The sequence below is a fragment of the Haliscomenobacter sp. genome (assembly GCF_033763495.1).
GTDB lineage: Bacteria > Bacteroidota > Bacteroidia > Chitinophagales > Saprospiraceae > Haliscomenobacter.
This window is the reverse complement of the sequence record NZ_JANRKL010000225.1, coordinates 1-25,455: the sequence shown is the minus strand read 5'-3', so window position 1 is coordinate 25,455 and position 25,455 is coordinate 1. Positions and strand designations below refer to the sequence as shown.

Annotated in this window: 20 protein-coding genes and 1 riboswitch; of the genes, 10 read left to right on the top strand and 10 right to left on the bottom strand. The window is 46.3% G+C overall.

Going from position 1 to position 25,455, the window contains the following annotated elements; translation table 11 throughout:
- From SFV55_RS26505 to SFV55_RS26495, 3 genes are all read left to right on the top strand, one after another.
- A partial coding sequence (locus SFV55_RS26505; RefSeq protein ID WP_320032605.1) for a dihydrolipoamide acetyltransferase family protein occupies nucleotides 1–1,255 on the top strand: 1,255 nt, incomplete at its 5' end.
- Between the two features lie 91 nt (nucleotides 1,256–1,346).
- Nucleotides 1,347–1,706, top strand: coding sequence for a CoA-binding protein (locus SFV55_RS26500; RefSeq protein ID WP_320032604.1), 360 nt, complete (start codon nucleotides 1,347–1,349; stop codon nucleotides 1,704–1,706).
- 16 nt (nucleotides 1,707–1,722) lie between these two features.
- A complete protein-coding gene (locus tag SFV55_RS26495) occupies nucleotides 1,723–2,043 on the top strand; it encodes a hypothetical protein (protein ID WP_320032603.1) in 321 nt (106 codons plus the stop codon).
- 129 nt (nucleotides 2,044–2,172) lie between these two features.
- On the opposite strand, the gene SFV55_RS26490 is transcribed toward SFV55_RS26495, so the two are convergent.
- A complete protein-coding gene (locus SFV55_RS26490) occupies nucleotides 2,173–2,379 on the bottom strand; it encodes a hypothetical protein (protein WP_320032602.1) in 207 nt (68 codons plus the stop codon).
- A gap of 123 nt (nucleotides 2,380–2,502) precedes the next feature.
- Between SFV55_RS26490 and mazG the strand changes: the two genes are divergently transcribed.
- From mazG to SFV55_RS26470, 4 genes are all read left to right on the top strand, one after another.
- Nucleotides 2,503–3,261 (top strand): nucleoside triphosphate pyrophosphohydrolase, encoded by a 759-nt coding sequence (gene mazG, locus SFV55_RS26485; protein ID WP_320032601.1) that lies wholly within the window; start codon nucleotides 2,503–2,505, stop codon nucleotides 3,259–3,261.
- Nucleotides 3,262–3,493: 232 nt separating this feature from the next.
- Nucleotides 3,494–4,225: a bacillithiol biosynthesis deacetylase BshB1 gene (gene bshB1 / locus SFV55_RS26480; RefSeq protein ID WP_320032600.1), complete on the top strand. Its 732-nt coding sequence runs from the start codon at nucleotides 3,494–3,496 to the stop codon at nucleotides 4,223–4,225.
- A gap of 544 nt (nucleotides 4,226–4,769) precedes the next feature.
- Entirely contained in the window at nucleotides 4,770–7,922 is a 3,153-nt protein-coding gene (locus SFV55_RS26475; protein ID WP_320032599.1) for a SusC/RagA family TonB-linked outer membrane protein, read from the top strand.
- Between the two features lie 12 nt (nucleotides 7,923–7,934).
- Nucleotides 7,935–9,419, top strand: a complete 1,485-nt coding sequence (locus SFV55_RS26470; RefSeq protein WP_320032598.1) for a RagB/SusD family nutrient uptake outer membrane protein — start codon at nucleotides 7,935–7,937, stop codon at nucleotides 9,417–9,419.
- 135 nt (nucleotides 9,420–9,554) lie between these two features.
- On the opposite strand, the gene SFV55_RS26465 is transcribed toward SFV55_RS26470, so the two are convergent.
- From SFV55_RS26465 to SFV55_RS26450, 4 genes are all read right to left on the bottom strand, one after another.
- Nucleotides 9,555–10,151, bottom strand: a complete 597-nt coding sequence (locus SFV55_RS26465) for a bifunctional nuclease family protein (RefSeq protein ID WP_320032597.1) — start codon at nucleotides 10,149–10,151, stop codon at nucleotides 9,555–9,557.
- Between the two features lie 548 nt (nucleotides 10,152–10,699).
- Nucleotides 10,700–14,779 carry a pre-peptidase C-terminal domain-containing protein gene (locus tag SFV55_RS26460; RefSeq protein WP_320032596.1) on the bottom strand — a complete coding sequence of 1,360 codons (4,080 nt, stop codon included), beginning with the start codon at nucleotides 14,777–14,779 and terminating at the stop codon, nucleotides 10,700–10,702.
- A 159-nt stretch (nucleotides 14,780–14,938) separates the two neighbouring features.
- Nucleotides 14,939–17,356, bottom strand: a complete 2,418-nt coding sequence (locus SFV55_RS26455) for a TonB-dependent receptor (RefSeq protein WP_320032595.1) — start codon at nucleotides 17,354–17,356, stop codon at nucleotides 14,939–14,941.
- Nucleotides 17,357–17,521: 165 nt separating this feature from the next.
- Nucleotides 17,522–17,614: riboswitch (TPP riboswitch) on the bottom strand.
- Nucleotides 17,615–17,695: 81 nt separating this feature from the next.
- Nucleotides 17,696–18,220 carry an ATP-binding protein gene (locus SFV55_RS26450; protein ID WP_320032594.1) on the bottom strand — a complete coding sequence of 175 codons (525 nt, stop codon included), beginning with the start codon at nucleotides 18,218–18,220 and terminating at the stop codon, nucleotides 17,696–17,698.
- A 197-nt stretch (nucleotides 18,221–18,417) separates the two neighbouring features.
- Here SFV55_RS26450 and SFV55_RS26445 point away from each other — a divergent pair, with 197 nt between their 5' ends.
- Nucleotides 18,418–19,914, top strand: a complete 1,497-nt coding sequence (locus tag SFV55_RS26445; RefSeq protein WP_320032593.1) for a right-handed parallel beta-helix repeat-containing protein — start codon at nucleotides 18,418–18,420, stop codon at nucleotides 19,912–19,914.
- On the opposite strand, the gene SFV55_RS26440 is transcribed toward SFV55_RS26445, so the two are convergent.
- Nucleotides 19,905–20,156 carry a hypothetical protein gene (locus SFV55_RS26440; RefSeq protein WP_320032592.1) on the bottom strand — a complete coding sequence of 84 codons (252 nt, stop codon included), beginning with the start codon at nucleotides 20,154–20,156 and terminating at the stop codon, nucleotides 19,905–19,907. The genes SFV55_RS26445 and SFV55_RS26440 overlap by 10 nt on opposite strands.
- A 107-nt stretch (nucleotides 20,157–20,263) precedes the next feature.
- On the opposite strand from SFV55_RS26440, the gene SFV55_RS26435 reads away from it, so the two are divergent.
- Nucleotides 20,264–21,082 carry an SDR family oxidoreductase gene (locus SFV55_RS26435; RefSeq protein WP_320032591.1) on the top strand — a complete coding sequence of 273 codons (819 nt, stop codon included), beginning with the start codon at nucleotides 20,264–20,266 and terminating at the stop codon, nucleotides 21,080–21,082.
- 81 nt (nucleotides 21,083–21,163) lie between these two features.
- Here the strand turns inward: SFV55_RS26435 and SFV55_RS26430 are convergent, their stop codons facing one another.
- Nucleotides 21,164–22,018, bottom strand: a complete 855-nt coding sequence (locus SFV55_RS26430) for a DUF2911 domain-containing protein (protein ID WP_320032590.1) — start codon at nucleotides 22,016–22,018, stop codon at nucleotides 21,164–21,166.
- A gap of 240 nt (nucleotides 22,019–22,258) precedes the next feature.
- Between SFV55_RS26430 and SFV55_RS26425 the strand changes: the two genes are divergently transcribed.
- Nucleotides 22,259–22,645, top strand: coding sequence for a methylglyoxal synthase (locus tag SFV55_RS26425; protein WP_320032589.1), 387 nt, complete (start codon nucleotides 22,259–22,261; stop codon nucleotides 22,643–22,645).
- A 225-nt stretch (nucleotides 22,646–22,870) separates the two neighbouring features.
- Here SFV55_RS26425 and rpmA read toward each other — a convergent pair whose 3' ends face one another.
- The 3 genes from rpmA to SFV55_RS26410 all read right to left on the bottom strand — a co-directional run bounded on the left by rpmA (nucleotide 22,871) and on the right by SFV55_RS26410 (nucleotide 25,162).
- Nucleotides 22,871–23,509, bottom strand: a complete 639-nt coding sequence (gene rpmA / locus SFV55_RS30300) for a 50S ribosomal protein L27 (protein ID WP_413776746.1) — start codon at nucleotides 23,507–23,509, stop codon at nucleotides 22,871–22,873.
- 23 nt (nucleotides 23,510–23,532) lie between these two features.
- Complete coding sequence (gene rplU, locus SFV55_RS26415; RefSeq protein WP_320032588.1) at nucleotides 23,533–23,844, bottom strand: 50S ribosomal protein L21; 312 nt, start codon at nucleotides 23,842–23,844, stop codon at nucleotides 23,533–23,535.
- 82 nt (nucleotides 23,845–23,926) lie between these two features.
- Nucleotides 23,927–25,162 (bottom strand): aspartyl protease family protein, encoded by a 1,236-nt coding sequence (locus SFV55_RS26410; RefSeq protein WP_320032587.1) that lies wholly within the window; start codon nucleotides 25,160–25,162, stop codon nucleotides 23,927–23,929.
- Nucleotides 25,163–25,455 lie beyond the last annotated feature (293 nt).

Below are 25,455 nucleotides of genomic sequence, written 5' to 3'. Positions count from 1 at the left end.
TACGATGGAAGAGGGCAATATCATTGGTTGGTTGAAAAAAGAGGGAGACCACGTTGAACCAGGCCAAACCCTGGCAGAAGTGGAGACGGATAAAGCCACTATGGAATTGGATGCTTTTGTAGAAGGCGTTATCCTGCATATAGCGGTTAAAGAAGGGCCTGTGCCTATTGATGGTGTCATCGCTGTCATCGGGCAAGCTGGTGAAGATTGGCAAGCGGCAATGGCTGCGGCCAATGGCGGAACTCCTGCTCCTGCTGCCAATGGCCAACCAAGTACTCCTGTAGCTGCTCCTGTGGCGGAGGTTCCAACAGCAGCTGTAAGTACCGAAGACAGCCGAGTCAAAGCCTCACCCTTGGCCAAAAGCATAGCCAAAGAAACGGGCATAAGCCTGGAGCAAGTGACTGGTTCTGGTGACCAGGGCCGCATTGTTAAAAAAGACGTAGAAGCATTCCTGGAAGGCAAAGGTGGTACCCCAGCGGTAGTCACACCAACTCCAACTGCCACACCTACGCCTGCGCCTACGGCTAAGTCGGAAGCACCAACTGCTGCACCATTTGCTTTCAATTCAGGTGGCAACAACTACGAAGAAGTAGGCGTATCTCAAATGCGCAAGGTGATTGCCCGCCGCTTGGGTGAGAGCTTGTTCACTGCGCCACATTTTTACCTGACCATCGAAATCAACATGGATCGGGCCATCGAAATGCGCAAACAACTGAACGAGGTATCGCCAGTGAAGTTGTCCTTCAACGACCTCGTGGTTAAAGCGGTAGCTGCTTCTTTGACCAAACATCCTGCGATCAACTCTTCCTGGTTGGGCGATAAAATCCGCTACAACAAGGACATCAATATTGGTGTAGCTGTGGCGGTTGAGGACGGACTACTGGTTCCCGTGATTCGGTATGCGAACATGAAAACCATGTCCCAAATCAATACCGAGGTGAAAGCCCTGGCGGGAAAAGCCAAAGAGCGCAAACTGCAACCAGATGAAATGCAAGGCAATACCTTCACCATTTCGAACCTGGGGATGTTCGGCATCGACGAATTTACGGCAATCATCAATCCTCCCGATGCCTGTATCCTGGCAGTAGGCGGGATTTTTGAAAAACCAATCGTGAAAAATGGCGAAATCGTGGTGGGCAATACCATGAAAGTAACCCTTTCCTGCGATCACCGGGTTGTGGATGGTGCCACAGGCGCACAATTCCTGCAAACCTTCAAGGAGATTATGGAGGAGCCGATTAAGTTACTGGTTTAGCCATCAGCAGTCAGCCATCAGCTATCAGCAAGGAACTCATCCAAGCTGATGGCTGACAGCTGATGGCTCATTGCTGATAGCTCATTACTGTATGAAAAAAACATTGGTACTAGGCGCTTCCGAAAACCCTGCCCGGGTTTCTTACGACGCCATTCGTAGATTGACGAGCAAAGGCCACGAAGTGGTGGCTGTAGGTTTGCGCGAAGCGACTATTTTTGGCGTGGACATTCAAAAGGGCCAGCCCCAGGCCGAGGAAATTGATACCATCACCCTCTATTTGAATCCAGAAAGACAAAAAGAGTATTACGACTACATATTAGGCTTGCAGCCGAAACGGATCATTTTTAACCCGGGGACGGAGAATTTTGAATTGCTGCGATTGGCTAAGGAGAAGGGGATTGAGACGGAGTTCGCGTGCACTTTGGTGATGTTGTCGGTAGGGCAGTATTGAGACCAATAAATAAATTATGAATACAAAAAGTTTAAAAAATATTTTAGTAGTAATAGGCGGAGCAGCGTACGTGATCAACTTTTTGATCATTAGACCGATGGAAATTAAACTGCCGCCTTATGCCAGAGTTCTCATCATTGGGTTGATGCTAATTTACTGTTTTTTCATGTTCCAAGAATTAATTAAACAGCGTAAAGAGCGAAGAGAAAAGTGGAAAAAAGCCACTGATACAGAAAAGGAAGAGTTGCGGAAAAATCAAAAATTTGGATGGCTTCTTATTGGTCTATTTTTATTCCTCGGCGTTTTTTTGTTCGGAATTACAGTATTGGTAGGTTAGACTTGCGCCATCTCCACCAATTCCGAAATCATCCCCTTCAAGGCCTTCAAAATTTTAAAAATCACAAAAACATCTTCCATTGAGTGATTTAGCCTGAATGTACATTTTAATCTATTTTGATTTGCTACTTTACTTCACCTCCGGCATCCCACAAGCCTCATCCGGTTTCCGGCCACACATCGAGCACACCTGTCCTTCTCCTCCTTTCCCGGCATTAAAATTACTGGCGCAAGTACCCCTAAATTCCTTGCCCGTAAACCAATACCGAATATTGATCAGCATAAAAGCCAATCCAAAAACCGTGAAGGCTGCCAAAAAAGTTTTCAATAGTTCCATGCGTTGAAATTTACTTCAATTAAACTTCTCTTCTGCAAATTAGGTTTAATTTTGCGTACACTTCCCATTTTTTAGAGCATGTTTTAAAAAAAATTAAACATGTTCTTAGTCAAAAAACACTCCATGCAACACAAACTCGATGCTTTTGCCCGACTGCTTACCATTATGGATGAATTGCGCGAGCAATGCCCCTGGGACCGCAAACAAACTTTCCAAACTCTCCGCAACCTCACCATTGAAGAAACCTACGAATTGGCCGACGCCATCCTGGAAGAAGACATCCAGGGCATCAAGGAAGAAATTGGTGATTTGATGTTGCACATGGTTTTTTATGCCAAAATTGGCGATGAGCAACAAAGTTTCGACATCGCCGATGCCCTCAACGCGGTTTGTGACAAACTCATCAAACGCCACCCGCACATTTATGGCGATGTAAAGGTCAAAGACGAGGAGGATGTCAAAAGAAACTGGGAGCAATTGAAATTGCAAGAGGGCAAAAAATCAGTATTGGCTGGAGTACCCAAATCCCTGCCAGCCATGGTTAAAGCCTATCGCATGCAGGAAAAAACCAAACAGGTAGGCTTCGAATGGGAAAATGCTGGCCAGGTGTGGGACAAGGTGGAAGAAGAAATCCAGGAGTTTAAAGAAACGCTGGAGCAAGACATGGCCCAGGAAAGGCGCGAGGAAGAATTTGGCGACATCCTCTTCTCCCTGATCAATTATGCCCGCTTCGTCAAAATCGACCCCGAAACCGCTCTTGAACGTGTCAACGCTAAATTCAAAAAACGTTTCGAATACATCGAAGCCCATGCCCCCAAACACCTCAACGACATGACCCTTGCCGAAATGGACCTCCTTTGGGAGGCTGCAAAGAAAGGGTGAGGGGGTAAAAGTGTGTGAGTGTGAGGTGTGGAAGTGTGGGGTCTTCCACCGACTAAGAGATACTGCAACCCGCAAGAATGGGTGTGAGTTTGAGTGTGAAGGTGTGGGTGTGTTTGGCCTTTCATTCCCCTAAGTATATCGCCAACCCACGGATTTATCCGTGGGAGGCCACCATAAAAAACAACCCATGGATTTATCCGTGGGATTTTTGTCCCCGACAAAAAAAGCGCACATGAAAATCGACATCCTGGCCATCGGCGTTCACCCCGATGACGTAGAACTTTCCAGCAGTGGCACCTTACTCCGCCACATCGCCCAAGGTAAAGCCGTAGGCCTGCTCGACCTTACCCGCGGCGAACTAGGTACCCGCGGCAACGCTGAAATCCGCACCCGTGAAGCCACCGAATCCGCTCAACTCATGGGGGCAGCCTTCCGCATCAATCTGGACATGGCCGACGGCTTTTTCCAATACAACCCCGAAAACATCCAAAAAATCATCCAGGTCATCCGCAGTTGCCAACCGGAGATTGTATTGGCCAATGCGCTGGACGATCGCCATCCCGACCATGGCCGCGCCGCCAAACTCACTGCCGATGCCTGCTTTTATGCAGGCTTGGCTAAAGTTGAAACCTTTGATGAAAAGGGGAACCCCCAGGAGCGCTGGCGCCCCAAAGCCGTGTACCACTACATCCAGGATCGTAACCTGGAACCCGATTTTACGGTGGACATCAGCGATTATTTTGAAAAAAAGATGGAGCTGATTCTGACCTTCCGCTCACAATTTTTCTTGCCGACTGCTACTGAATACAGTCAGGAGTTGAGCACACCCATTTCTGGAGAAGACTTCATGGAGTTCATGCGGGCGAAGGCCCGGTCCTTTGGTCGTGACGCGGGTTTTGAATATGCGGAGGGATTCAATGTGGCGAGGACGCCGGGGGTTTTGGATTTGTTTGATTTGGTGTGACTATAAGTAGCCCGATTTTTTTAAGGATCACCAACCATGCTTTAAAGTGATTGGAAATAGGCAATGAAGTCAAGAGATATAGAGTGCTGATTTGCTTGAGTAGGAATCTCAGTCCTCTTTGATTATTATTCTTTGACGTATTTTGCACCAATGTTTTATACATGGCGCCTTCTGTTTTTTGGTGTGGAGAGATATCCAAATTTACAGAAGGCGTTTTTTTACGCACAAAAAATCCCAAATCTTGAGTTAACTCAAAATTTGGGATGACTCATGTTTGTTCATTAAAAGAATGTCGCCAATCCGGTAAACCGTCGAAAAAAAATAACATGTCTATGATTTATGCAGCTTAGATTGCATATTTGTGTCGCATTTTTGAAGTCGATAAAAATCAAGTCCAACCTACACTGCCATCAACATTAGACTGCCCCAAGTCAAAGAGAGTGGTAATAAATCTGTAAACTTGTTTTGTCCCAAAACCTAAACTAGTCTGTAACAACACAGGCTGATTCTACGACTGTTATTTTATCAACCAAATAAATCATTTATGAAGCTTTTGCATTTTACACTCACAGGAATGCTGTTGCTCGTAGGGCTTTGCCTTGGGGCGCAGACCACAGTTCGAGGGGTCATCACCTCGGCTAAAGGCGGTGAGCCATTGATTGGCGCAACCGTGGTAGTCAAAGGCACCACAGTAGGGACCACTACTGATGTTGATGGAAAGTTTGAGTTGCAAGCTGATCCATCCAAGGATGTGCTTTCGTTGAGTTATACGGGCTTCACTTCGCAGGAGGTTGTGCTGAATGGTCGCACCACTGTAGACCTTCAAATGGAAGAATCCATTGCGCTATTGGGCGAAGTCATCGTAACTGCTTTTGGTGAATCTACCCGTGAAAAATTTACGGGTTCGGCAACTACAGTAGGCGCTGAAAAAATTGCCAAACGCCCGATCACAAACATCAGTCAGGCGATAGCAGGGGCTGGTTCTGGGATTCAAACTACCGTTGGTGGTGGCCAACCAGGTTCTACTCCGGCCATTCGTATTCGCGGTTTTGGATCCATTTCTGCATCCAACGCCCCATTGTACGTAGTAGATGGTATCCCTTATGATGGAGCGATTGCCAACATCAACCCAGATGACATCGAAAACATTTCCATCCTGAAGGATGCGGCTTCTACCTCTTTGTATGGCTCCAGAGCGGCCAACGGGGTGGTGATGATTACGACCAAAAAGGGTACTCCAGGCAAAAGCCAAATCAATGTGAAGTATACCCGTGGTACTTCAGAGCGTGGTTTGCCGGAATACGACCGCTTGAATGCGGCACAATACTATCCCTACATGTGGGAATCTTACCGTAACAGTTTGATGTCGCGTACGGCAAGTCCATTGACCTTGGAAGCAGCCAGCGCGGACGCTAGTGCTAAGATTGTAGGATTGTTGGGTTACAATGCCTACAATGTGGCTGCTACTGATCTGGTAAGCACTGCCGGAGTATTGAACCCAAGTGCACAACTGATTTTCAAAGAAGAAGATCTGAACTGGGAGACACCCCTGATTAGAGAAGGTGTGCGCAATGAATTGAACGTCAACCTCAGTGGTGGGGATGCGAACTCTAATTATTATGCCTCTTTTGGCTATCTGGACGACAAAGGCTTTTTGATTCGTTCGGATTATAAGCGCTACAATGCACGTTTGCAATACAACAATCGCTTGAAGTCCTGGCTTTCATTCGGGGTGAATTTGGCCTACAACAATACCACTTCCAACCAGGATGATGCTGGCGGAAATACCTCCTTCGTGAACCCCTTCTTCTTTTCCAGAGGGATGGGACCTATTTATCCAGTTTACGCCTATGACCCGAAAAATCCAGGGCAGTATTTGCTGGATGCCAATGGCCAGCGCCAGTATGATTTTGGGAACTTGACCGCCTTGGGTTTGCCCAGCCGCCCGCAATACGGTGGCCGCCATGCTCCTGCTGAAACGGAGTTGAACCAGAATTTTTTCCGCCGCAATTTTTTCAGCGGACGTACCAATGCGGAGATTTCCTTCCTGAAGGATTTCAAATTCAAGGTTAATTTCGGTGCTGACTACAGCAACACCAACGGCAATACTTATGGTAACCCAATCATTGGTGATGGTGCTCCAGCCGGACGTGCAACCATTGACTTTACCAATCAGTTGACCCTCAACCTGAACGAACAGCTGACTTACAAAAAAACGATTGGAGTACACAGCATCGATGTGTTGGTGGGACATGAAAATTATGACTACAGCACCAACTTCCTGACTGGTTCCAGGTCACAGCAAATCTTGGACGGAAACATCGAATTGGTGAACTTCACCACTACAACAAACCTTTCGTCAGAGGCTGATGCCAACCGCCAGGAAGGATACTTTGCCCGCATCAACTACGATTTCAACAACAAGTACTTTTTCACCCTTTCTGGACGCAGAGATGCGAGCAGCAAATTTGAAAAAGAAGTACGCTGGGGAACCTTCTTTGGAGCCAGTGCGGCTTGGCAAATCCACAACGAAGCCTTTTTAGAAGGAGTAAACTTCATCAGTAAACTTAAATTGCGGGCTTCCTACGGCCAAACGGGTAACAATGGTGGCATCAGTTTTTATGCCTGGCAACCTTTGTACAACCTGGGCTGGAACAATGCGACTGAAGCGGGCATCCTGCAAGGTAGTTTAGGAAACCGTGTATTAAGCTGGGAGTCTAACAATCAAACGGATGTCGCATTAGAGTTTGGATTTTTCAAAAACCGGATTTCAGGTACATTGGAGTACTTCAACCGTGAATCGGATGACTTGTTGTTTGCGGTACCTCTACCACTTTCTTCCGGTACTGCTTCACAGACCCGCAACATCGGGGCCATGTTCAACCGTGGATACGAATTGGAACTCAACATTGTTCCAGTTGAAACGAAAGATTTTTCTTGGGAAATTAGTTTCAACGCTACCACGTACAAGAACCAAATTACCCGGATGCCTGAAAGCACCAAAGAAATCATTTCTGGTACCAAAAAGTTGAAAGAAGGGACATCCATTTATGACTTCTGGTTGCGCGAATGGGCTGGTGTCAACCCAGCCAATGGTAACGCTGAGTACCGGGCCATCTCTTATGTAGCGACCAACTCTCGCATCACTGAAACTGGCGATACCCTTACCACTAGTTTGAACAATGCTCGTTTCCGTTACAATGGCTCCGCAATTCCTGATTTCACAGGTGGCTTAACCAATACAATTGAGTACAAAGGTTTTTCACTGTCGGTATTGTTCATTTACCAGATTGGTGGTTTGATTTATGATGGAGCTTACGCAAGTATAATGGGATCAGCAGGTTATGGGTCGGCCAAACACGTAGACGTATTGAAGCGCTGGCAAAAACCTGGCGACATCACCGATGTGCCACGTGCGGATTTGGGTCGTTCGGTTGATTTTGACGGTGGATCAGACCGGTGGTTGACTGATGCTACTTCTCTGAACTTGCGGAATATTTCCCTGACCTATTCAATCCCTTCCAGTCTTGCCAAGAAGGTTAAAATTCAAGGTGCACAAATTTTTGCAAGTGCCGAAAACCTTGCTTTGTGGAACAAGCGCAAAGGTATGAATGGTTTGGATAGCTTTGATGGGGTTACTGCCAATACCTATTCTTTCTACCGCAACTTCGTTGGTGGTATTAACTTAACTTTCTAAAACCAGCTAAATATGAAAAACTATAAATTTCTCTTCATATCTGCATTGTTCCTGAGCATCGCTTTGAATTCCTGCAAGGAGGATTATTTGGACACAAAACCTACGGGTAGTGTTGATGCGGGCTCAGCTTATGCGACTACCAAAAACGCCAAGGCCGCCATCAATGGCATTTATCGCGCGATGATGGTGCGTTACCAGGGCTCTCAGGGGCATTCTGGTTACCCTGCGCTCATGATCATCAATGATGTAATGGGTGAAGACTTGGTATTCCCCAATGCGTCGAACAACTGGCACTTCGCGGAGCAACGCTGGTTGTCACACCGCAGTGAGACCGGCACGATGGCGATTTTTCCTTACGAAATGTATTACCGCCTGATTGGCAACGCCAACGTGGCAATTGCCAATATCGATAATGCCGTAGGCACACCTGCTGAACGTGATCAGATCAAAGGAGAGGCACTCGCGATTCGTGGGTTTTCCTATTTCCATTTGATTCAGTACTATGGCAAACGTTACGATGCGACCGCCAAACCAAATAGCACACTGGGCGTTCCATTGGTATTGGAGCCTACGCAGGAAGGTTTGCCTCGCTCAACGGTAGAAGAAGTATATGCACAAATTAACAAGGATCTGGCGGACGCTTATGCCCTGTTGACTACTGCTCGTGCAGCAAAATCACACTTTAACAAAAACGTGGTGCGTGGTGTGCAGGCTCGAGTGGCTTTGGTACAACAGAACTGGGCTACTGCAGCTACTTATGCTGCTGAAGCACGTCAAGGCTTTGCTTTGATGTCTATCGCGCAATACCAGGAAGGTTTTCAAGATGTATCAAACCCAGAATGGATGTGGGGTTTTGATCACCTGGAAGACCAATCTGAGTTTTTTGGTGGTTTCCACTCTTACATTTCTTGCAATTATAACTCTACCAACATTCGTGCTACCCCAAAAACGATCAACAAACTGCTGTATGATCAAATTCCGGCTACAGACGTACGTTCAAAAATGTGGGTCAAAGCACCAACTACAAGCAACTCTATCGCACCTCCTGGAGGTATTAGAGTGCCATATATGGTGCAAAAATTCCGTTTACCAGGCACTCCAAGTACCAGTGTGATGGGAGATGTTCCATTTATGCGTTCTGGGGAAATGTACTTAATCGAGGCAGAGGCTAAAGCACGTGGCGGCGACGATGCTGGCGCGGCAAAAGCACTGTTTGAGATGGTAAGCAAGCGGGACCCATCCTATGTATTGTCTACCAAAACAGGTGCCGAACTGATCGACGAAATTATGTTCCAACGTCGGATTGAGTTGTGGGGCGAAGGTCACCGCTGGCTGGATTTGAAGCGCCTAAACTTGCCATTGAACAGAAATGGTATCGGACACCTTGCTGCGGTTGCGATTTTGTTTGACGTACCTGCGGGCGATGTACAGTGGCAGTTTTTGATCCCACGTCGTGAATTGGATTCCAACAAGGCGGCGGTACAGAATCCGCTATAAGTTTAACTATTTTCCTGGTATTCCTGGGTTGACCAATCACGGTTGGTCCGGGAATACCACCACGAAAAAAGCCAGACTGAACATTCAGCCTGGCTTTTTTCGTGTATAAAATCTGAAATCAATTCTAGTTGAATATCAACTCGACTTCCGCCGTTCGATCTCGTCCCGAATCTGTGCCGCTTTCTCATAATTTTCTTCATCCAGTACCTCATCCAACATCCGCGTCAGTGCCTCAGTAGAGTAGGAGGCAAGTGGGTTGTCGGACATACCAGTTGAGGGTGCTGCGGCAAACAACTCTTCGTCTTCGTCACTACCCTCGGTATCTTCAAGAACCACCCCAGCCGCATCCAAAATAAACTCATAGGTATAGATCGGGCAGTTGAACCGAACGGCCATCGCCAAGGCATCAGAAGTGCGGGAATCGACCTCGGTTACATCTCCATCGCGTTCACACACCAGACGGGCATAAAAAATGCCATCGAGCAGGTTGTTGATGATGATTTCCTTGAGGTTGATGTTGAAAGTCTCTAGAGCGTTTTTGAACAGGTCGTGGGTGAGTGGGCGATTGGGGGTCATTCTTTCCATGGCCACAGCAATGGCTTGCGCTTCAAAACTGCCAATGACAATCGGTAAACGGCGAGCACCTTTTTTCTCTCCCAGCACTACCGCATAATTGTGAGACTGGGTAACGCTATGGGAAAGTGCAACTATGTCCAACTCAATTTTTCTCATCGTTTGGGCTTAAATACAAGATACCTGTTCAACAATGTAGCTTTACCAAAAGTTGATTTTAAGGCTAAAGCGGCGCGAAGATAGTAAATTGATGGGAAAAATCCAAATGGGTTTTTGGGGCTTACATTGGTGGGCAAACAAAAAAGGGATTCACCTGTAGCGACAACAAAATCAATGAAAAAAAGCTACATATGAACCCCTTTGTGAATAATACAACACTATATTTACAGTGTCATATTGTGAACAAAATCAGATTGAATTAAGAAGACTATCACTGTGCATTACAAATTAGCTTGGGAAAAAGTGCAGCCCGGAGGCTACACTTCGGATTTACGGCAACAAGTTTTAAGTAGGAACTTACGTGGAAGGATTTTCTTCCTTTCTGTTTGTTCTTAGTACAAAGTAAGTAGGAAAACCATTGGTATTTGATGTCATTTTGCGAGCAAAAAAAACTGATCAGAATTAAGAATTTTAATGGAATTTAATATTGTAAATAATTGATTTTCAAATTTTTTTTAAAAATTAAAAATTGTTAAAAATGACATTTCTTACCCTCGGATAAGTAACACTCTTTTTACTACTACTCCTCCAGGAAATCCAATTTGAATAAAATAAATTCCGGATTCTACTCCAGGGAGCAGGGTTTGAAGGTTACCTTTCAACATCTGTTGAGGAGGCAATTTTTGAACAACTTCACCAAATGCATTCAGGATTTCCGGTCTTATTTCCATATTTTCAGGCAGGTCAAATGTTATGTTTATCAACCCATCTGTTGGATTTGGATAGACAAAGATTCTTGCAGCCAAAGGCTGTTCTGTAATGGAGCTCAAAACCACCTTCGGAACAGCAACAACCGGACCAAACAACACACATTGATTCTGATCCCTTAGCTCCAATTGGTAATTGCCACTGCTGACCATAGTCAGATTTTGGGCAGTACTAACCGATTGTTCAGCCTTTATCCAATTATAGCGGTAAGGAGGAATCCCCCCATTTACAATTACTTCAACTGCACCAGTATTTTTTGCACTTGTATCAGCTTTGATGCTTTTTACCACAATTTTAAGCGAATCAGGTTCGGTTAAGACTGCCGAAAACTCCTGAGCACAGCCTGATCCTGAATTCAGCGTGACCTGGTAAGCTCCTGCTTTCAGGTCTGTTCTACGGCTGCCCGTGCCACCGTCTGACCAGCGATAGTTGAGGTTGTTGTAGCCCGTTTCGTTGATGCGAATGTTTACAATTCCATCACTTGCTCCCTTGCAGGAAACATTTTTTTCTACCGGATCGGCAGCAAGGGTAAATGCCGGATAGATGGTCAGGGTGATGGGTGTCCGATTTTCGCTGATGCAACCTGCGGTACTTTGCGCTTCCACGTAATAGGTGTACACCCCTGGCTGATTGACTCTGGGTAAAAACCGGATCGCGTCTACTGCGGGAAGTAGCTCGTTGGCACCATTGTACCAATTGGTGCTTACCCCTGCCTGAGGAGCCACGGATAGCAGGGGGACCAATTGACCCGTACAAACCCCAACTTCTGATTTGACCGCAACAGGAGCATTGGGACGGGCCAAAACGGTGATGTTTTGGGTCAATGGTTTTACTTCACAGACGCTTTCATCTTTAGGTGTAACCGTAAGGGTATACTGGCTTGAACCCGTTTTTAAATCTTGTAACTCGATAGAAGCAGCCGTTGAGCCATTGCTCCAAGAATAAAGGTAATCCCCTAAACTCCCATTGTTGACGCTTGCACTCAAGGTAATGGAGCTGCCTGGACACAAAGTGGTGGCTTCACTGGCCACAATGCTTGCCGTAAACGGGATACATTGCTTTTCCAGAAGGAGTACTTCACTGCGGTATTCTGGACTGTCAGCAGAAGTGAAAATCAACTTCACCAGATCGCGAGGCTTTCCACTGCTGTTTTTGATGATAGAAAGTTTGATCTCGCTGGCCTCAGCCGGGTAGATACTTTGGGGGTTAAGGATCTTGATGTAATCTACGGCTGGTTCCATTTTAACCCTGAATCGGACATTGGTTTTAATTGAGATCGATTGGATGATGTTTTCATTGGGATTGATGATCAGTTGCCGGGTATTCAGCGAAAAATGCCGGGGCCGAATGAAGCGGAATGCCTGGATCAGACTTACTCCCCCGGGTTTGTATTGCCCTTTGGCGCTGACTGCATTGCTAGGGGAAGGGCTTACATATTCTGCCAAAACTTCCTGGATGAATTGTTGGTCTTTGTCATTGGTTTCCAGTATGATGTAAATGGAGTCCCGGTCTCTGAAACCACACTTTTGAGCATCCCCCAGGGAGTCCATGCGGAGTTCGTCCATCTTCATTTTTTCCTCAGTGGAGATGGGATCCCAATTCTTTTCAATAGCGCGGGCTTGCGGGCTCAACTGTTCAGGAAAAATGTAGAAGCGATCACTTGCTGTTAGTAGATTGGCGGCGGCTTTTTTAAGGATCTCCAGGCTATGCCCTTTCCGTTTGCTGGGTACACAATTGGAGTTGATCGGATCGTAGGCCAGAAAAAAAGGAGAGGCGACCGTTGGCCGGGTATTGATGCTGAGGCTGAATTCCGCATTTTCGGTGGCAAGGTCGTTTTTATCCACAATCAAATAATAGGTCCCAGGGTTGAGTGGGAAGTCTTTTATTTCTCCACTTCCACCTTCTATCGAGGTTTGGGTGTAGTCCAGGCACCCTTTTCCACAACTATAGCCATAAAGGAATAGCCCCATTGCTGCTTTGGAGCTAAATGATATGTTGACCAAAACATTGGATGGCACGGTGAACTGGAATTCCACATCTTCACCCTGATAAGTTCGCGCCCCACTGTAACAGTTGCTGTACCCGTTATAACCACTGCCACCGATGCTGAAGTCGTTATTTTTACCACTAACTGAGCGGGTAATGTTCGTATTCAGGGGGATAGCTTCCGGGTTGGATTCACAAACTCCCTTGGGCGTGATGCTAAAAGTATAGGGCGTATTTTGGCTATCGAGAATAACTACATAATAAAACCCTGTGGCGCTTGGGCCTAAATCCAGGTTGCCATTTTGGGTAAAACCCAGACAATTTGTCTTAGCCGTAAAATAATCACACTGGAAGATAAAACCTCGAATGCTCGAAGTGCCGTTGCTAGCGTTCAGGGTCAAACTGATAGGACTTTGCGATTCTTCATTGTTGAACAAAAAAACATCGGCATACAATCTTTTGCTTCCCGATGAAAAATTGCTAAATGCATCTTTTACGCATTGTTCTTCATAAAGCAAAATGGGTGCGACTTCTGAACGCGACAATTCATTGGAAAAAGTGCCACGGGAGATAAAAGCCCCCCCATAATCACAAATGTTGGTGCAAGCCTGGGTAAATTGGAGTTCCAGCGAAAATTTATAAGCATCGGCCCCCAGCAACTGATCAACCACAGCGTAATAAATGCCGGGATTTAGGAAAACGGTTAGGGTTTCGCTGCCACTTCCCTTGGTCACACTTGCTCCAACCGCCTCTAAGTTGTCACAATTTTTGAGCACAAACAGGCTCAGGTCTTTAGGTCTGAGTTCACCGGGCTGGCTTACTTTTAGGGTGACATTTTGAGGTTCCAATACTTCAAAAGAATAAAATTTTTCAGGCCCGGAGTGCCCTGGGTAGAATTTTTCAACAGCATTTTCTTGTCGGACCCGGTAAAGACTCACTTTACTACGATCTCTGGCCGCAGTGGTGGTGGTTCCTAGCGTTGGGGTACTACAATTCAAAGCGGTCAATCCGTTGCAGGGTACGCCCCCACAAGAAACATCCAAGGAAAACTCTCCTGAGGTATAAAACTCCTGAGAGTCCACGATCAGGTAATAGGTGCCGCTACCAAGTTGATTGCTGAATAAGGATTTGCTGCCCTTGATGGCGGAGACAGAGGCCTGCGCCAGGCAGGTGATTTCATAACAGGTTTCGTCTACTTGTACCAGAAACAGATCAAAATCTTTTTTACTACTGGTGTCTACATGCAGGCCCGCCTGGATGTTGGAACCAGGACTAAGCTCAAGTGCGTATATCTTTTCTCGCCCGGAATAGACTTTATTCAAGCAGTTCGGATATTCAGCGATCAGGTTAAGGGTATTTTCAAGGTTTTCTTTGACTTTGTATTCCCCACAGCTGATGGAGGAGGTAGAGCGTTGACAAATGTTGTCGGCACAAGTCAACTTTAGGCGATAAGTCCCAACTGCATCGGCCTGTTTTGCATCCACCACAATGTAGTAAGTTCCCGCTTCAAGGGATTGTAGGATCTGTTCCTTTCTGGTGCCTGTGTTGCTGTAAGCCAGGCAAGCATCTGCACTCAAGACACAGGAACCCAACAAAAACAGATCCAAATCAACCCCCGCTTCGGCAATTTGTAGAGAAATGAAGATGTTGCGTGGCTGAGATAAGGTGAATTTGTACACCCGCTCCCTTGCTGCAAAAACACCCCCTTCACTGCACTGGTAATTGCTGCTGAGGCTGGTTTCAAAATCTGTACTGTCCTTATAAGTAAAGTCGCAGGCAATGTTTCTCGCTTTAGTACAAACGGAGGTTTGTTGACCACGGAGGGCAGCAATAGCAACAAAACAGCATAGCATAGCTAGTAAGTGTAGTCTCATAGTGTGATGGCGTTTTGTTAGTAGGCTTGAATAAAAACGTGGGAAGAGGGGATTTGTGTTGGCGAGGGGGGGATTTTTTTGAGTGGAAATGAAAATCGGCTCCCTTCCCTTACTGAAGTGGAGCCGATTTTCACGGGTAATTATTCAGGAAAAGCTGCCCTAAAACCTAACCTTCCCCCCCAACATCAAATTCCTCCCTGCCATCGGATAAAGCCCCTGATCCACAGCCCCTTGCCCGGCATAAATGTACCGATACGACCAGGCATTGGAAGAATACAGCGCATTGAACAAATTATTCACCCACAAACTCAGTTCCAGCTGCCGCAACAATTGCCCCTGGTGTTGGTACACTAAACGCAAGTCGCTGAATGAATACGCTTTCAGTGTATTGCTCACATCACCAGAGTTGTCGATAAACTGCTGACCGACGTAACGCGTGAGTAAAGACAAAGTCAAACTTTGTTTCTCCGCCCAAGTCCCTTTCTGGAAGGGTGAAAAAGCCAGTTCTGCCCCCGCAATCACATTGGGCGAAAGCGCCAGGTCCGCCTGTTCGCGTACGAACTGCTGCTGGCCGAGCCAATTGAAATCGGCATCATAATAATCGAGGAATTCGGTGAAGCTGACAATTCTGTTGCGGCTAAAGGCGGCGTTGCCCTGGATGCGCAACATTGGATTCAATTGATAGCCACCACTCAATTCAAGTCCCAGGCGGTAACTTTTAGGGATATTGATTTTGATGGGAGCTCCTACGTCGTTGATTTGCCCCGTTACTGCCAATTGGTCTTTGTAGTACATGTGGAAAACATTCAGCTCCAGGGCACCCTTTTTGCCCGAGTATTTGTACCCCACCTCGGTGTTGTACAAGCGTTCAGGGCGCGGCGTATTGGGCAGGGCACTCAGGTAATCATCCCGGTTGGGCTCCCGATTGGCCACCGCAAAGGAGGTGTACCAAGTACTACGGCTGTTAGGCAGATAGCTCAAACCAAACTTGGGGTTAAAAAAGCCCATTTGATCCTCCAGGCTAATGTCCCGTTTTTGGCGGTCATTGCCTTCCAGGGAATAGTTGATCGAACGTACTTGCAAGTCAGCGTAGGCGTACAAGCTGCGCGCCAATTGATAATTGAGCTTGGAGTATGCATTGAAGTCTTTTTTCAAGGAACTGCTTTGGTAGTACTTGTCCCCCGGCACATAATCGCTGGAATATTGCAACCAGGGCAGTTTCCCGTAGTGCCGCCCATCGTAAATGTTGTAGCCGCCGCCGAGGCTGAAATCAATTTTGCCCTTGTTGTAACTTAGCGCGTATACCCCACCGTAAAAGTCGTTGTCGAGCCAGAGTTGCCGCACCAAATCGGTGGTTTCGAGGGAGTCATTCGGGGCTTGAAGGTTATAGTCGGCAAAGGATTCATCTGCCTTGTATTGCTCGTAAAAACCCAGCCCTCGGGTGTAATGCAGCGCCAAATTCAGGTTCCAGCCGGGAGCGATGCCCCGGTTAAAAATGAGCTGGTAGTGGGTTTGGCGGTAGTTGTCCACTTCGTTGTCGTAAGGTTCGCCGGGTTTTTCGGTACCTGCTGAGTTGTAGCTGCGGGTAGCCGGATCATTGATCAGGTTGGCAGGCACGCCATTCCAGGCCTGGTAGGTGATTTCGTGACCCGAAAATACATTCAGCCGTAGGAGTTGCTTTTGGCCCGTCCAGGCTGCTGATACAAAGTAGGAATTGAGATCAGAACTCGCCCGGTCGATGTAGCCATCGGAACTGATTTTGGACAAACGCCCATCAATGCTGAAACCACTTTTGAGTAAACCAGTTCCAAACTGTACATTGCTGCGCAAGGTGTTAAAGGAGCCCACGGTGCCATTCAATTCAGCATAGGCTTCTTGATTTACTTTGGCGGTATTGAGGTTGATACTGGCCCCAAAAGCGGCGGCACCATTGGTCGAAGTACCTACCCCACGCTGAATTTGTACGTCGTTGGTGGAACTGGCAAAATCGGGCATATTCACCCAAAACACACCTTGTGACTCTGCATCATTCAGCGGGATTCCGTTGATGGTTACGTTGATCCGCGTCGCGTCGGTGCCCCGAATGCGGATGCCCGTGTAGCCAATGCCCGTGCCTGCATCAGAAGTGACCACCGCCGAAGGGGTCCATTGCAGGATAAAGGGTACATCTTGGCCCTGGTTGTTTTTGCCTATTTGCTCGGCATTCAAGTTGCTGTAAGTCATGGGTGTTTTGCGGTCAGAGCGGGTACTTTTGACCACCAGGGCATCCATCGAATAGGTTTTTTCGCTCAGTACAAAAGTCATTTCGTGGGTACTGCTCAACTCCACGGTTTCCACCAGATCTTGATAGCCTACGTAACTGATCACCAATTGATAGGTTCCGGCGGTAAGATTGGGTAAACTAAATCCGCCAAAACGATCAGTGGTGGTGCCCCTTTTGAGGCCTTCCAACCAAACATTAGCCACTGCCAAACCCTGGCCAGCAGCATCGGTAATTTTTCCGCGCAAACTCACTTGCGCCCAGGCACTGCTGCTCAATAGGCAGAGCAACGCCAACATCAAAACATTGGATTTCATAAAAAAACGTTGGCCCATAATGTTTGTCCAATCGACCCACGAATTTATTCGTGGGAGATTTAGTTATGGGGAGTTAACCCACAAATTTATTCGTGGGAAATCACCAGTCGAGGGGTTCGACGGTGTAATACCTTCGTGCACCTGGGGCTTGCCGCTAAGCAAGTTTGTCGAAGGTGCTCATTTTCCTCTCCAGAATTACCTGGCAGGTTCAATGGGTATGATCTCAGCCCGTTCGGTTGGGCACCCCAAATGAGGTGTGGGTGTGAGGTGTGTGGTGTGGGTGTGATGGAGCAACCCTATGTGGTTGCCAATGTCGGCCGCAAAGCTAAAACTTTCCTTTTAACCTGCAAATCCTAAAAAACGATCTACACTAGAAACCGCCAAAGCCAGCCGTTGTTCGAACTCCAAACTACTTATTTCAAAAAAGTTGGCGTTCATGTCCTCCAGCGCCTTTAAATAAAGCTGGTATAACTCCTCCCGGTCATTTGGGTTTTCGCGTAAGGGGTCTGGCTCCCAGGGCAAATCAGGTTTGCACAACAAGAACAAATCGTAGGGATGCAAGTGCAATTGCCGCTCAATCCAGGGGTGGCATTCTTGGAAGCGCACCTCTGACCAAATTTTGATCACCAACAAGTCCGTATCACAAATCAACAAACGTTTGGCATCACGTGCGTAGGCAAGCTCCCAGGAGTATTGGCCCTTGGCAATTTCAAGCAGATCGGCTTCATCGTACCCAGGGCCATGTTTTTCGAGGTAAAGACGCGAAAATTCAGGTACATAGGCCGTTTTGTAATGGGCAGCCAGCGCTTTAGCTAAAGTGGTTTTGCCCGATGATTCGGGACCGGTGATGCCTATCTTTAACATTGTTTTTGATTGTGAGAGACTAAGATAAGAAGAAAAGTTGAGGAGTTGAGGAGTTTAAGACTTGAGGATACCGCAATAATGGGTGGTGTGGGTGTGTAGCCTAATTCAGGGGGTGTCGCCTTTACACCCACACATTCACACCCACACAACACACACTTTTTTCTACCTTTGCCGTTCAATACCCAAAAAAAGTCCGCATGACGCGTTTATACCTTTACGTTCTCATTTTCTTTAGCATCGCTATTGCCCTTGGTTCCTGCAACGACGACGAAAGCTTCACTACCGATGCCAATGCCAAGCTGGCTTTTTCTACGGATACCCTGCGTTTTGATACCGTTTTTACTCAGCGTGGATCGGCGGTACGCTACATCAAAATCATCAACAACAACGACCAGCCTCTTCGGGTTTCTAAAATATTTTTGCTCAACCGCGACAAATCGAAGTTTACCCTGAACGTAGATGGTATTCCTGGGCGTGAGTTTCAGGACGTAGAGATTTATGCCAACGACAGTATTTACCTCTTTGCCACAGTGACCATTGACCCCAATGACCCTGTTTCGGTTAGTCCATTCATTGTGGATGAAAAAGTGATTTTTGAAACCAACGGCAACGTGCAGGAAGTGACGCTAGAAGCCTGGGGGCAAAACGCCAATTATTTCCCCAGCCGTTTTAACGGGGGGCAGCCCGTGGTTCTTTCTTGTCGCAATTCTGAGATTACTTTTAATGACCCCAAACCATACGTATTTTATGGCGCAATTTTTATAGATAGTTGTACCGTGAACATTCCTCAGGGTACCCGCATCTACGTACATGGCGGTGTTGCCAAAAACGATCTGTTCGACATTTACAACGATGGCCTCATCTACGTTTTGCGCAATGGGCGGTTGAATGTTAAGGGTAGCAAGGAAAAGCCTGTGATCATTCAGGGCGATCGTCTTGAAGAATCTTTTCAGGACGATGCCGGACAATGGAACGGCATTTTTATCGGCCGCGGTAGCCGAGGTAACGTGATTGAATATGCCACCATCAAAAACTCCAATATTGGGGTTTATGTGGACTCGTCGGCACAGTTGACCCTGCGCAATTCCCGTTTTTACAATACTGCGGGTAGTGGCCTATTGGCCATTCACAGCACCGTCACGGCTGAAAACTGCTTGTTTTACAACAACCAGGTAACTTCGGTGACCCTGCGCCATGGCGGGGATTACAATTTCACTTATTGCACCATGGTGAGTTACGGCATACGGGCTTCGGCATTAGGTATGAACAATTTCCGTTGTTACAAGGAGGATTGTAGTGTGGCCAGCGTATACCGCCTCAACGCCAACTTCCGCAACTGCGTCATTTACGGTTCCGACCGCGATGAAATGGAATTGAGCGACGGTACCCAAGGCCAAACGGCCGGAGTATTCAATGTAAAATTCGAAAATTGTGTCGTAAAGGTTCAAGACTTAATTGCCCGTGGTCAATTTGTCAACTTTTTGGGTGAAATATGTGATCCATGTATCAATGGCAAGTCGACTGATAAGGTCTTTAAAGATCCTAACAATGATGATTATCGATTGGATAGTTTGTCAATTGCATTGGATTATGGCAAACCGATCACGACTCCACGCGCCATTACAACCGACATTGAAAACGTGACTCGCAATGCACAAAAGCCAGATCCAGGTTGTTTCGAACGTCAGCAGTGATCAGGTATGAGCCGACCATTGACACTGTGTATGTAGTCCAGGCGGATTTCGAGGCCATTATCCAAGGTGACAAACTCCTCCTTATTGCGGGTTTCGAGATTGACGATGCGTACCTCGCACTGGCGCATGTTACCTTCTGGGGTTTCAAATTCTACCACTACAATTTTTTGTTGCGTGGCGTAGGCCTCTAGTTCATCGTAAAAGTCGCAACTAATGGGTTTGTAGGGTTGCTTTGGATGCATAAGCGTTTCCTTTTGTGTTGTTGACTGATGCCCACGATTTAAATCGGGGTGGTTTGAGATTTCTAAGTTAAGAATTTTGAATTGAATTGTCAAATCAAAAATTTGTCATGGGCTTGAATTCAATTAAAAGGATATCGGTTTTGGGGGCTGGCTGGTTGGGGTGGCCATTAGCCAAACACTTACAGAACCTGGGTTATGAGGTCAAAACTTCCACAACTACCGCAGAAAAGATGGATTTGTTGCGTGCTGAAGGGCTCAATCCTACTTTGTTGCAGGTAGACCAAGGTGAGGTCAAGCTCAGCGATCTGGCATTTTTTGACACAGATTTGATAATTCTCAACATTCCTCCCTCCCGGCGCAGGCCCGATGTAGAAGTTTGGTATCCTACCCAAATTCGAGCAATTGTGGATTTGGCCCAGCAGCATGAAGTAGCAAAAATTTTGTTCATAGGTTCAACCAGCGTTTATGGGGATGTAAACGCTGAAGTGACAGAAGACTCCGAATTATACCCCGATACTGCTTCGGCTAAAGCCTTGATTCAAGCAGAAAAAATCATCAAAGGGGGGTTCCCCAATGAAAAGTCCTCCATTCTACGCATGTCGGGTTTGGTTGGAGGAGAGCGAAAGGCGGGCCGTTTTTTTGCAGGAAAAAGCAATGTAACAGAAGGTAATGCTCCAGTCAATTTAGTCTACCAGGAAGATTGTATTGGTGTGATTGAAGCGCTGATTCAGCAAGCAGCCTGGGGCAAATTGTACAATGTTTGTGCCGATGATCATCCGCGCAAAGCCGATTTTTATACCGCTCGGGCTATTTTAGAAGGTTTTGAACCACCCTCCTTTTTGCCAGATGATGCGCCTCGTTATAAAGTGGTGAGCAATGAGAAGGTGAGAAGGGAATTGGGGTATGTTTTTAAGCGAAAATTTTGAATGATGAGTGATAAATGATAAGTGATGAATTCAGGCCTGCTGGGATTCATCACTCATCATTTATCACTCATCACTTTTTTCTTACTTCTTCCACTCCGCAATCGAAGTTTCATTCATGCGCACATAATCCTGGTTGTTTTGCTTTTTAGCTTCTGCCAGAGATTTCATGGCCACATCGATGGCTTCTTTTTTGCGACCCAGGTCAGCCAGGATCAAAGACTCTTTGCGCAAAGTCCAGTACTGAGGAGACATTGCGTTGGCCTTTTGAACCCATTCCAAAGCCTTATTCAGGTCTTTTTTGGTATCGTGGTAATAAGAACCGGCAGTGTAATAATCGTTGGCAGAAGGGCCAGCCAATACACGGTCGATGTTGGCCTTTACTTTACCTTCTACGTCAACACTCAATGGCATGCTTACCTTGGTGTTTTCCCAAATCAGGTTGATGCTGGCCTTATCCATCGTTTGATCATTGATGTCGATGGTGAAGGTTTCTACTTTCTCCGCTACTTTTTGTGGCTTCAAAGTCCAGGTTGCGGCGGCAGTTTTGTCGCCGTAGCCTCCTGCATTTGTTGTTTCGTAGTTGTAGAACATCACCTTCCACTCACTGGCACCAGGAGTAGAGAAGATAGCATACTCGCCTTTTTTAATGGCAGTTCCACCAATGGTCACATCATCACTGAAAGAGATTTTGGTAGCAGAGTTGGCACCAGTTCTCCACATGGTTCCGAAAGGCACCACTGCAGTTTTGTCTGCACTAAAAATCGTCCGGCCTTTGATGCTTGGCCGAGAGTAAAGCAGGGTCACATCGGTGAGGCCCACTCTGGTTTTAAGCTCAACCGTAGGGCTGGGTGCGGGCGTTTGAATTTGGGCATTCAGTGGCATAGCAAATGCTAAAGCCATGGAAAGGGCTGCAACAATCGAGCAGAACTTTTTCATAGTTACGTTTGATTTATGAAATAAAGATGGTAAAACACAGTTGTGGTTTGCAAACGTTATATTCATCCAATTATTACCAAGCAAAGATAATAGTTATACACCCAACGTGGTGCATAAATGTTTTTATTTGAGCAAACCAAACATGCCAGACAAGTTTTCTGGTATCTCTTACAATTTAAGGAGGCAAAAAGTTTACGTGGCGGATTACTTAATCTATTTTAGCCCCAAAATAATGTAAAAATGACCATTGCATTGATTGCACACGATAGCAAAAAGGTAGATATGGTGGGTTTTGTTCGCGACCACATCGACTTTTTCAAAGAACATGCCATTCACCTTATTGCTACAGGCACTACTGGTTCTTACCTCGAAAAGGCGGGCCTAGAAATTGAGCGGATGCTCAGTGGCCCACTTGGTGGCGATGCCCAGATTGCCAGCCGCATGGTGGAAGGCAAGGTAGACATGATTATTTTCTTCCGCGATCCGTTGGGCAAACATCCTCATGAAGTGGATGTAAGTATGTTGATGCGTTTGTGTGATGTGCACAATATTCCGCTGGCCACCAATCCCGCCGCAGGTCTGCGCTTCGTACAGTCCCTCCAACTCGAAATGGCAAAGGGAATTTAAGCATTTTGGGCAGCCCTATATGGCTGCACCAACGGGCCTTCCATTCCTTCGAGAAACATCGCCAACCCACGGATTTATCCGTGGGAGGCCACCTCAAATCCCCAACCCATGGCTTTAGCCGTGGGATTTCTGTGTCTCCGACACAGAAAAAGCCCTGCTCCTAATGAAGAAGCAGGGCCCAAAATATAAAGCTATGAAAACTAAACATGTAGGGTGGAAGATGGATTACTCTTCCCGGCCACCTTTCAGTTCATCCTGATAGGTTTCTAATTCCTCCCACTGGCCAGCATCCGCCATTGCAGCTTGTTTGCTCCAGGTGGCAGGATCATGGATGCGGAAACGAGGGCCAGCCTCGTCCAGAATGGCTTCCAGTTTTTCGATTGGAGCAGCTGCCAATTCTGCCCAGGTAGTAATTCCTGCAGCATGCATCAACTCTTCGATTTTTGGGCCAATGCCTTCAACCAGTTTCAGGTCATCCTGCTTCACTTTTTTGCCGCTGGGCAGGGTGATGGAAGATGATTTTTTGGCAGCTGGTTTGGCCGCTACCTCTGCAACTACTTCCGCAACTTCCTCCACAACGACTGGCGCAGTTTTGGCTACAATTGCAGTTTCCAGAGGAAGTACACTAACATAAGTGCGGTCTTGCTTGGACTTAGAGAATGCCACCGTTCCTGCAATTTGTGCATGAAGGGTGTAATCTTTACCCATGTATACGTTTTCGCCTGGGTGGAATTTGGTGCCACGCTGACGAACGAGGATGTTTCCTGCTTTAGCATACTGGCCGCCGAACAATTTTACGCCGAGGCGCTTACTTTTACTGTCCCGGCCGTTGTCGGAACTACCGACGCCTTTTTTATGTGCCATGACTAATTGCTTTTTAGTTTGGTTTAACCAGCGATGCTGTCAATTTTGATTTTGGTGAAAGACTGACGGTGACCGTTTTTCACGCGGTAACCCTTACGTCTTTTCTTTTTGAATACGACCACTTTATCACCTTTCTGATGGCCGATTACTGTTGCACTGACCGAGGCATTGCCAACAAAAGGCTTGCCAATTTGCACTGCGCCGTTTTTTTCAATCAATTGAACCTGATCAAAAGAAACTCCGTCGCCTGCATTTGCGTCGAGCTGGTGGACGAAGAGCTCCTGCCCTTCCTCAACTTTGAATTGTTGACCAGCTATCGTTACGATTGCAAACATGATGAATGAATTTTAATTGCTTTTTTAAGAAATTGGGTGCAAAGATAAAACTTTGTACGACATTGCAAAATAAAAATCTAAACTAAATCAAGTCTTCCAATCTCATCTCCACTTTAAGGCGTACTCCGTTGCGCAGAATGACCATATTTACCTTTTTGCCCACTTTACCCCTGAATTTGTACATCAGATCTTGGAGTTTGAAAAAAGAAGCAGGCACACCATTTATGGTTTTGATTTCGTCACCAGAAGCAATACCTGCCTTGGCTGCTGGACTGGAAGGTACAATATCGAAGACAATAAACTTGGAAAGCCCAGCCCCGGAAGCGGTGATGAACAAGCCACTGCGGTCAAATTCGAATTTTTTCTTGAAATAGGGGTTCGGTTGTACAAAAACCCGATTGTTGATGTAATCGATGATGAGGGTAAAACGATCCAGCAATTGGTTTCCAATGATCCCATTGCGCTTGTTCATGTACGTACTGTCTTCAACTACCGGGATCTCCTGAAAATTGGTGAGTACTTCATTGAAGGGGTATCCAGAGAATTTCAAACTTTTGACCCTGCCCAGGTAGCCGTAGATGATTCCGCCCAAACCTCGTCCTAAAACACTACGGATTACTTTTTCCGGTACTTTGAGCCCCTCGTGAGTATCGGTATACAACAAAAGAGCTATACTGGCACCTGTATCCATTAACAATTTGGTTTGGATAGTGGTGTCGTTACCCAATTTGACCGGAGCGACCAAATAGGGTTTGCTACGGTGCATTTCCAGGGGAAATTCTGTAAAGTGCCCTTTGGGAAACTGGAAAACCGCAGGATCATAAAGCGTGATGATCTGTTTGTAATAATTGATTTTGACAATAAAGCGCCGAAAAAAATCAGCACCTAGAATGCCATGTATGTCAATGCCAGAAAACTCATCGAACTGAAAATAGTCCTCCTCCAACACCAAAATAGAACGTTGACTGGCCCGCATATCGCCAATTCGAAAGGAAATACCCCTCACCAGATAGGCGTATAGTGTTTGGCTTAAATCAGACCCATAGATGGTAAAGCGTTTTTGGTAGTCGATTTGGAACAAGTCGGTGATTTCACGTTTGGTCAGGATGGTATTTTCTGCGCCAGTATCAAAGATGAACTTAAGCGGAAAGATGTCATTGAACATGACTTTGATGATGATGAAATTGTTTTCGTATTCAAACGGAATGTCTACATGGGTTTGGCCATTGAGAAAAGTCAAATCATTTCCTTGTGCTTTAACTTTGATAAAACATACAGAATACAATAGAGCAAAAACAACAAAAGCAATAGGTTTCATACAGTCAGGTTTTGATATGGGTTTCCAGGGAGTTGGCACTAAAGTTCCAGAATTCCGAAGCAAAATTCAAGAGGACCAGAGTAAAACCTTGGAACCTAATCACCTATGAACTTTGGAACAGTGGAGCACAAGAACCTGTTACCCTAATTTCAATTCACAATATAATTTGGTAAAACAAAATATCCCGAAAATCTTTTTGCCTATTCTTGGTTTTTTCATACTTATTTTAGACTTTTACGCCCGGTCAGTTAGTGTAATGCACACACCAATTCGGGAAAAAAGCCTATCCCAGC

Excerpts from the sequence above, each read along its gene's own strand:
- SFV55_RS26495 (WP_320032603.1), top strand. The coding sequence starts at position 1,723 with ATGAATACAAAAAGTTTAAAAAATATTTTAGTAGTAATAGGCGGAGCA.
- SFV55_RS26455 (WP_320032595.1), bottom strand. The coding sequence starts at position 17,356 with ATGAAATCCAATGTTTTGATGTTGGCGTTGCTCTGCCTATTGAGCAGC.
- SFV55_RS26460 (WP_320032596.1), bottom strand. The coding sequence starts at position 14,779 with ATGAGACTACACTTACTAGCTATGCTATGCTGTTTTGTTGCTATTGCT.
- SFV55_RS26465 (WP_320032597.1), bottom strand. The coding sequence starts at position 10,151 with ATGAGAAAAATTGAGTTGGACATAGTTGCACTTTCCCATAGCGTTACC.
- bshB1 (WP_320032600.1), top strand. The coding sequence starts at position 3,494 with ATGAAAATCGACATCCTGGCCATCGGCGTTCACCCCGATGACGTAGAA.
- SFV55_RS26500 (WP_320032604.1), top strand. The coding sequence starts at position 1,347 with ATGAAAAAAACATTGGTACTAGGCGCTTCCGAAAACCCTGCCCGGGTT.
- SFV55_RS26425 (WP_320032589.1), top strand. The coding sequence starts at position 22,259 with ATGACCATTGCATTGATTGCACACGATAGCAAAAAGGTAGATATGGTG.
- rplU (WP_320032588.1), bottom strand. The coding sequence starts at position 23,844 with ATGTTTGCAATCGTAACGATAGCTGGTCAACAATTCAAAGTTGAGGAA.
- SFV55_RS26490 (WP_320032602.1), bottom strand. The coding sequence starts at position 2,379 with ATGGAACTATTGAAAACTTTTTTGGCAGCCTTCACGGTTTTTGGATTG.
- mazG (WP_320032601.1), top strand. The coding sequence starts at position 2,503 with ATGCAACACAAACTCGATGCTTTTGCCCGACTGCTTACCATTATGGAT.
- SFV55_RS26430 (WP_320032590.1), bottom strand. The coding sequence starts at position 22,018 with ATGAAAAAGTTCTGCTCGATTGTTGCAGCCCTTTCCATGGCTTTAGCA.
- SFV55_RS26410 (WP_320032587.1), bottom strand. The coding sequence starts at position 25,162 with ATGAAACCTATTGCTTTTGTTGTTTTTGCTCTATTGTATTCTGTATGT.
- SFV55_RS26435 (WP_320032591.1), top strand. The coding sequence starts at position 20,264 with ATGGGCTTGAATTCAATTAAAAGGATATCGGTTTTGGGGGCTGGCTGG.
- SFV55_RS26470 (WP_320032598.1), top strand. The coding sequence starts at position 7,935 with ATGAAAAACTATAAATTTCTCTTCATATCTGCATTGTTCCTGAGCATC.
- SFV55_RS26445 (WP_320032593.1), top strand. The coding sequence starts at position 18,418 with ATGACGCGTTTATACCTTTACGTTCTCATTTTCTTTAGCATCGCTATT.
- rpmA (WP_413776746.1), bottom strand. The coding sequence starts at position 23,509 with ATGGCACATAAAAAAGGCGTCGGTAGTTCCGACAACGGCCGGGACAGT.
- SFV55_RS26440 (WP_320032592.1), bottom strand. The coding sequence starts at position 20,156 with ATGCATCCAAAGCAACCCTACAAACCCATTAGTTGCGACTTTTACGAT.
- SFV55_RS26475 (WP_320032599.1), top strand. The coding sequence starts at position 4,770 with ATGAAGCTTTTGCATTTTACACTCACAGGAATGCTGTTGCTCGTAGGG.
- SFV55_RS26450 (WP_320032594.1), bottom strand. The coding sequence starts at position 18,220 with ATGTTAAAGATAGGCATCACCGGTCCCGAATCATCGGGCAAAACCACT.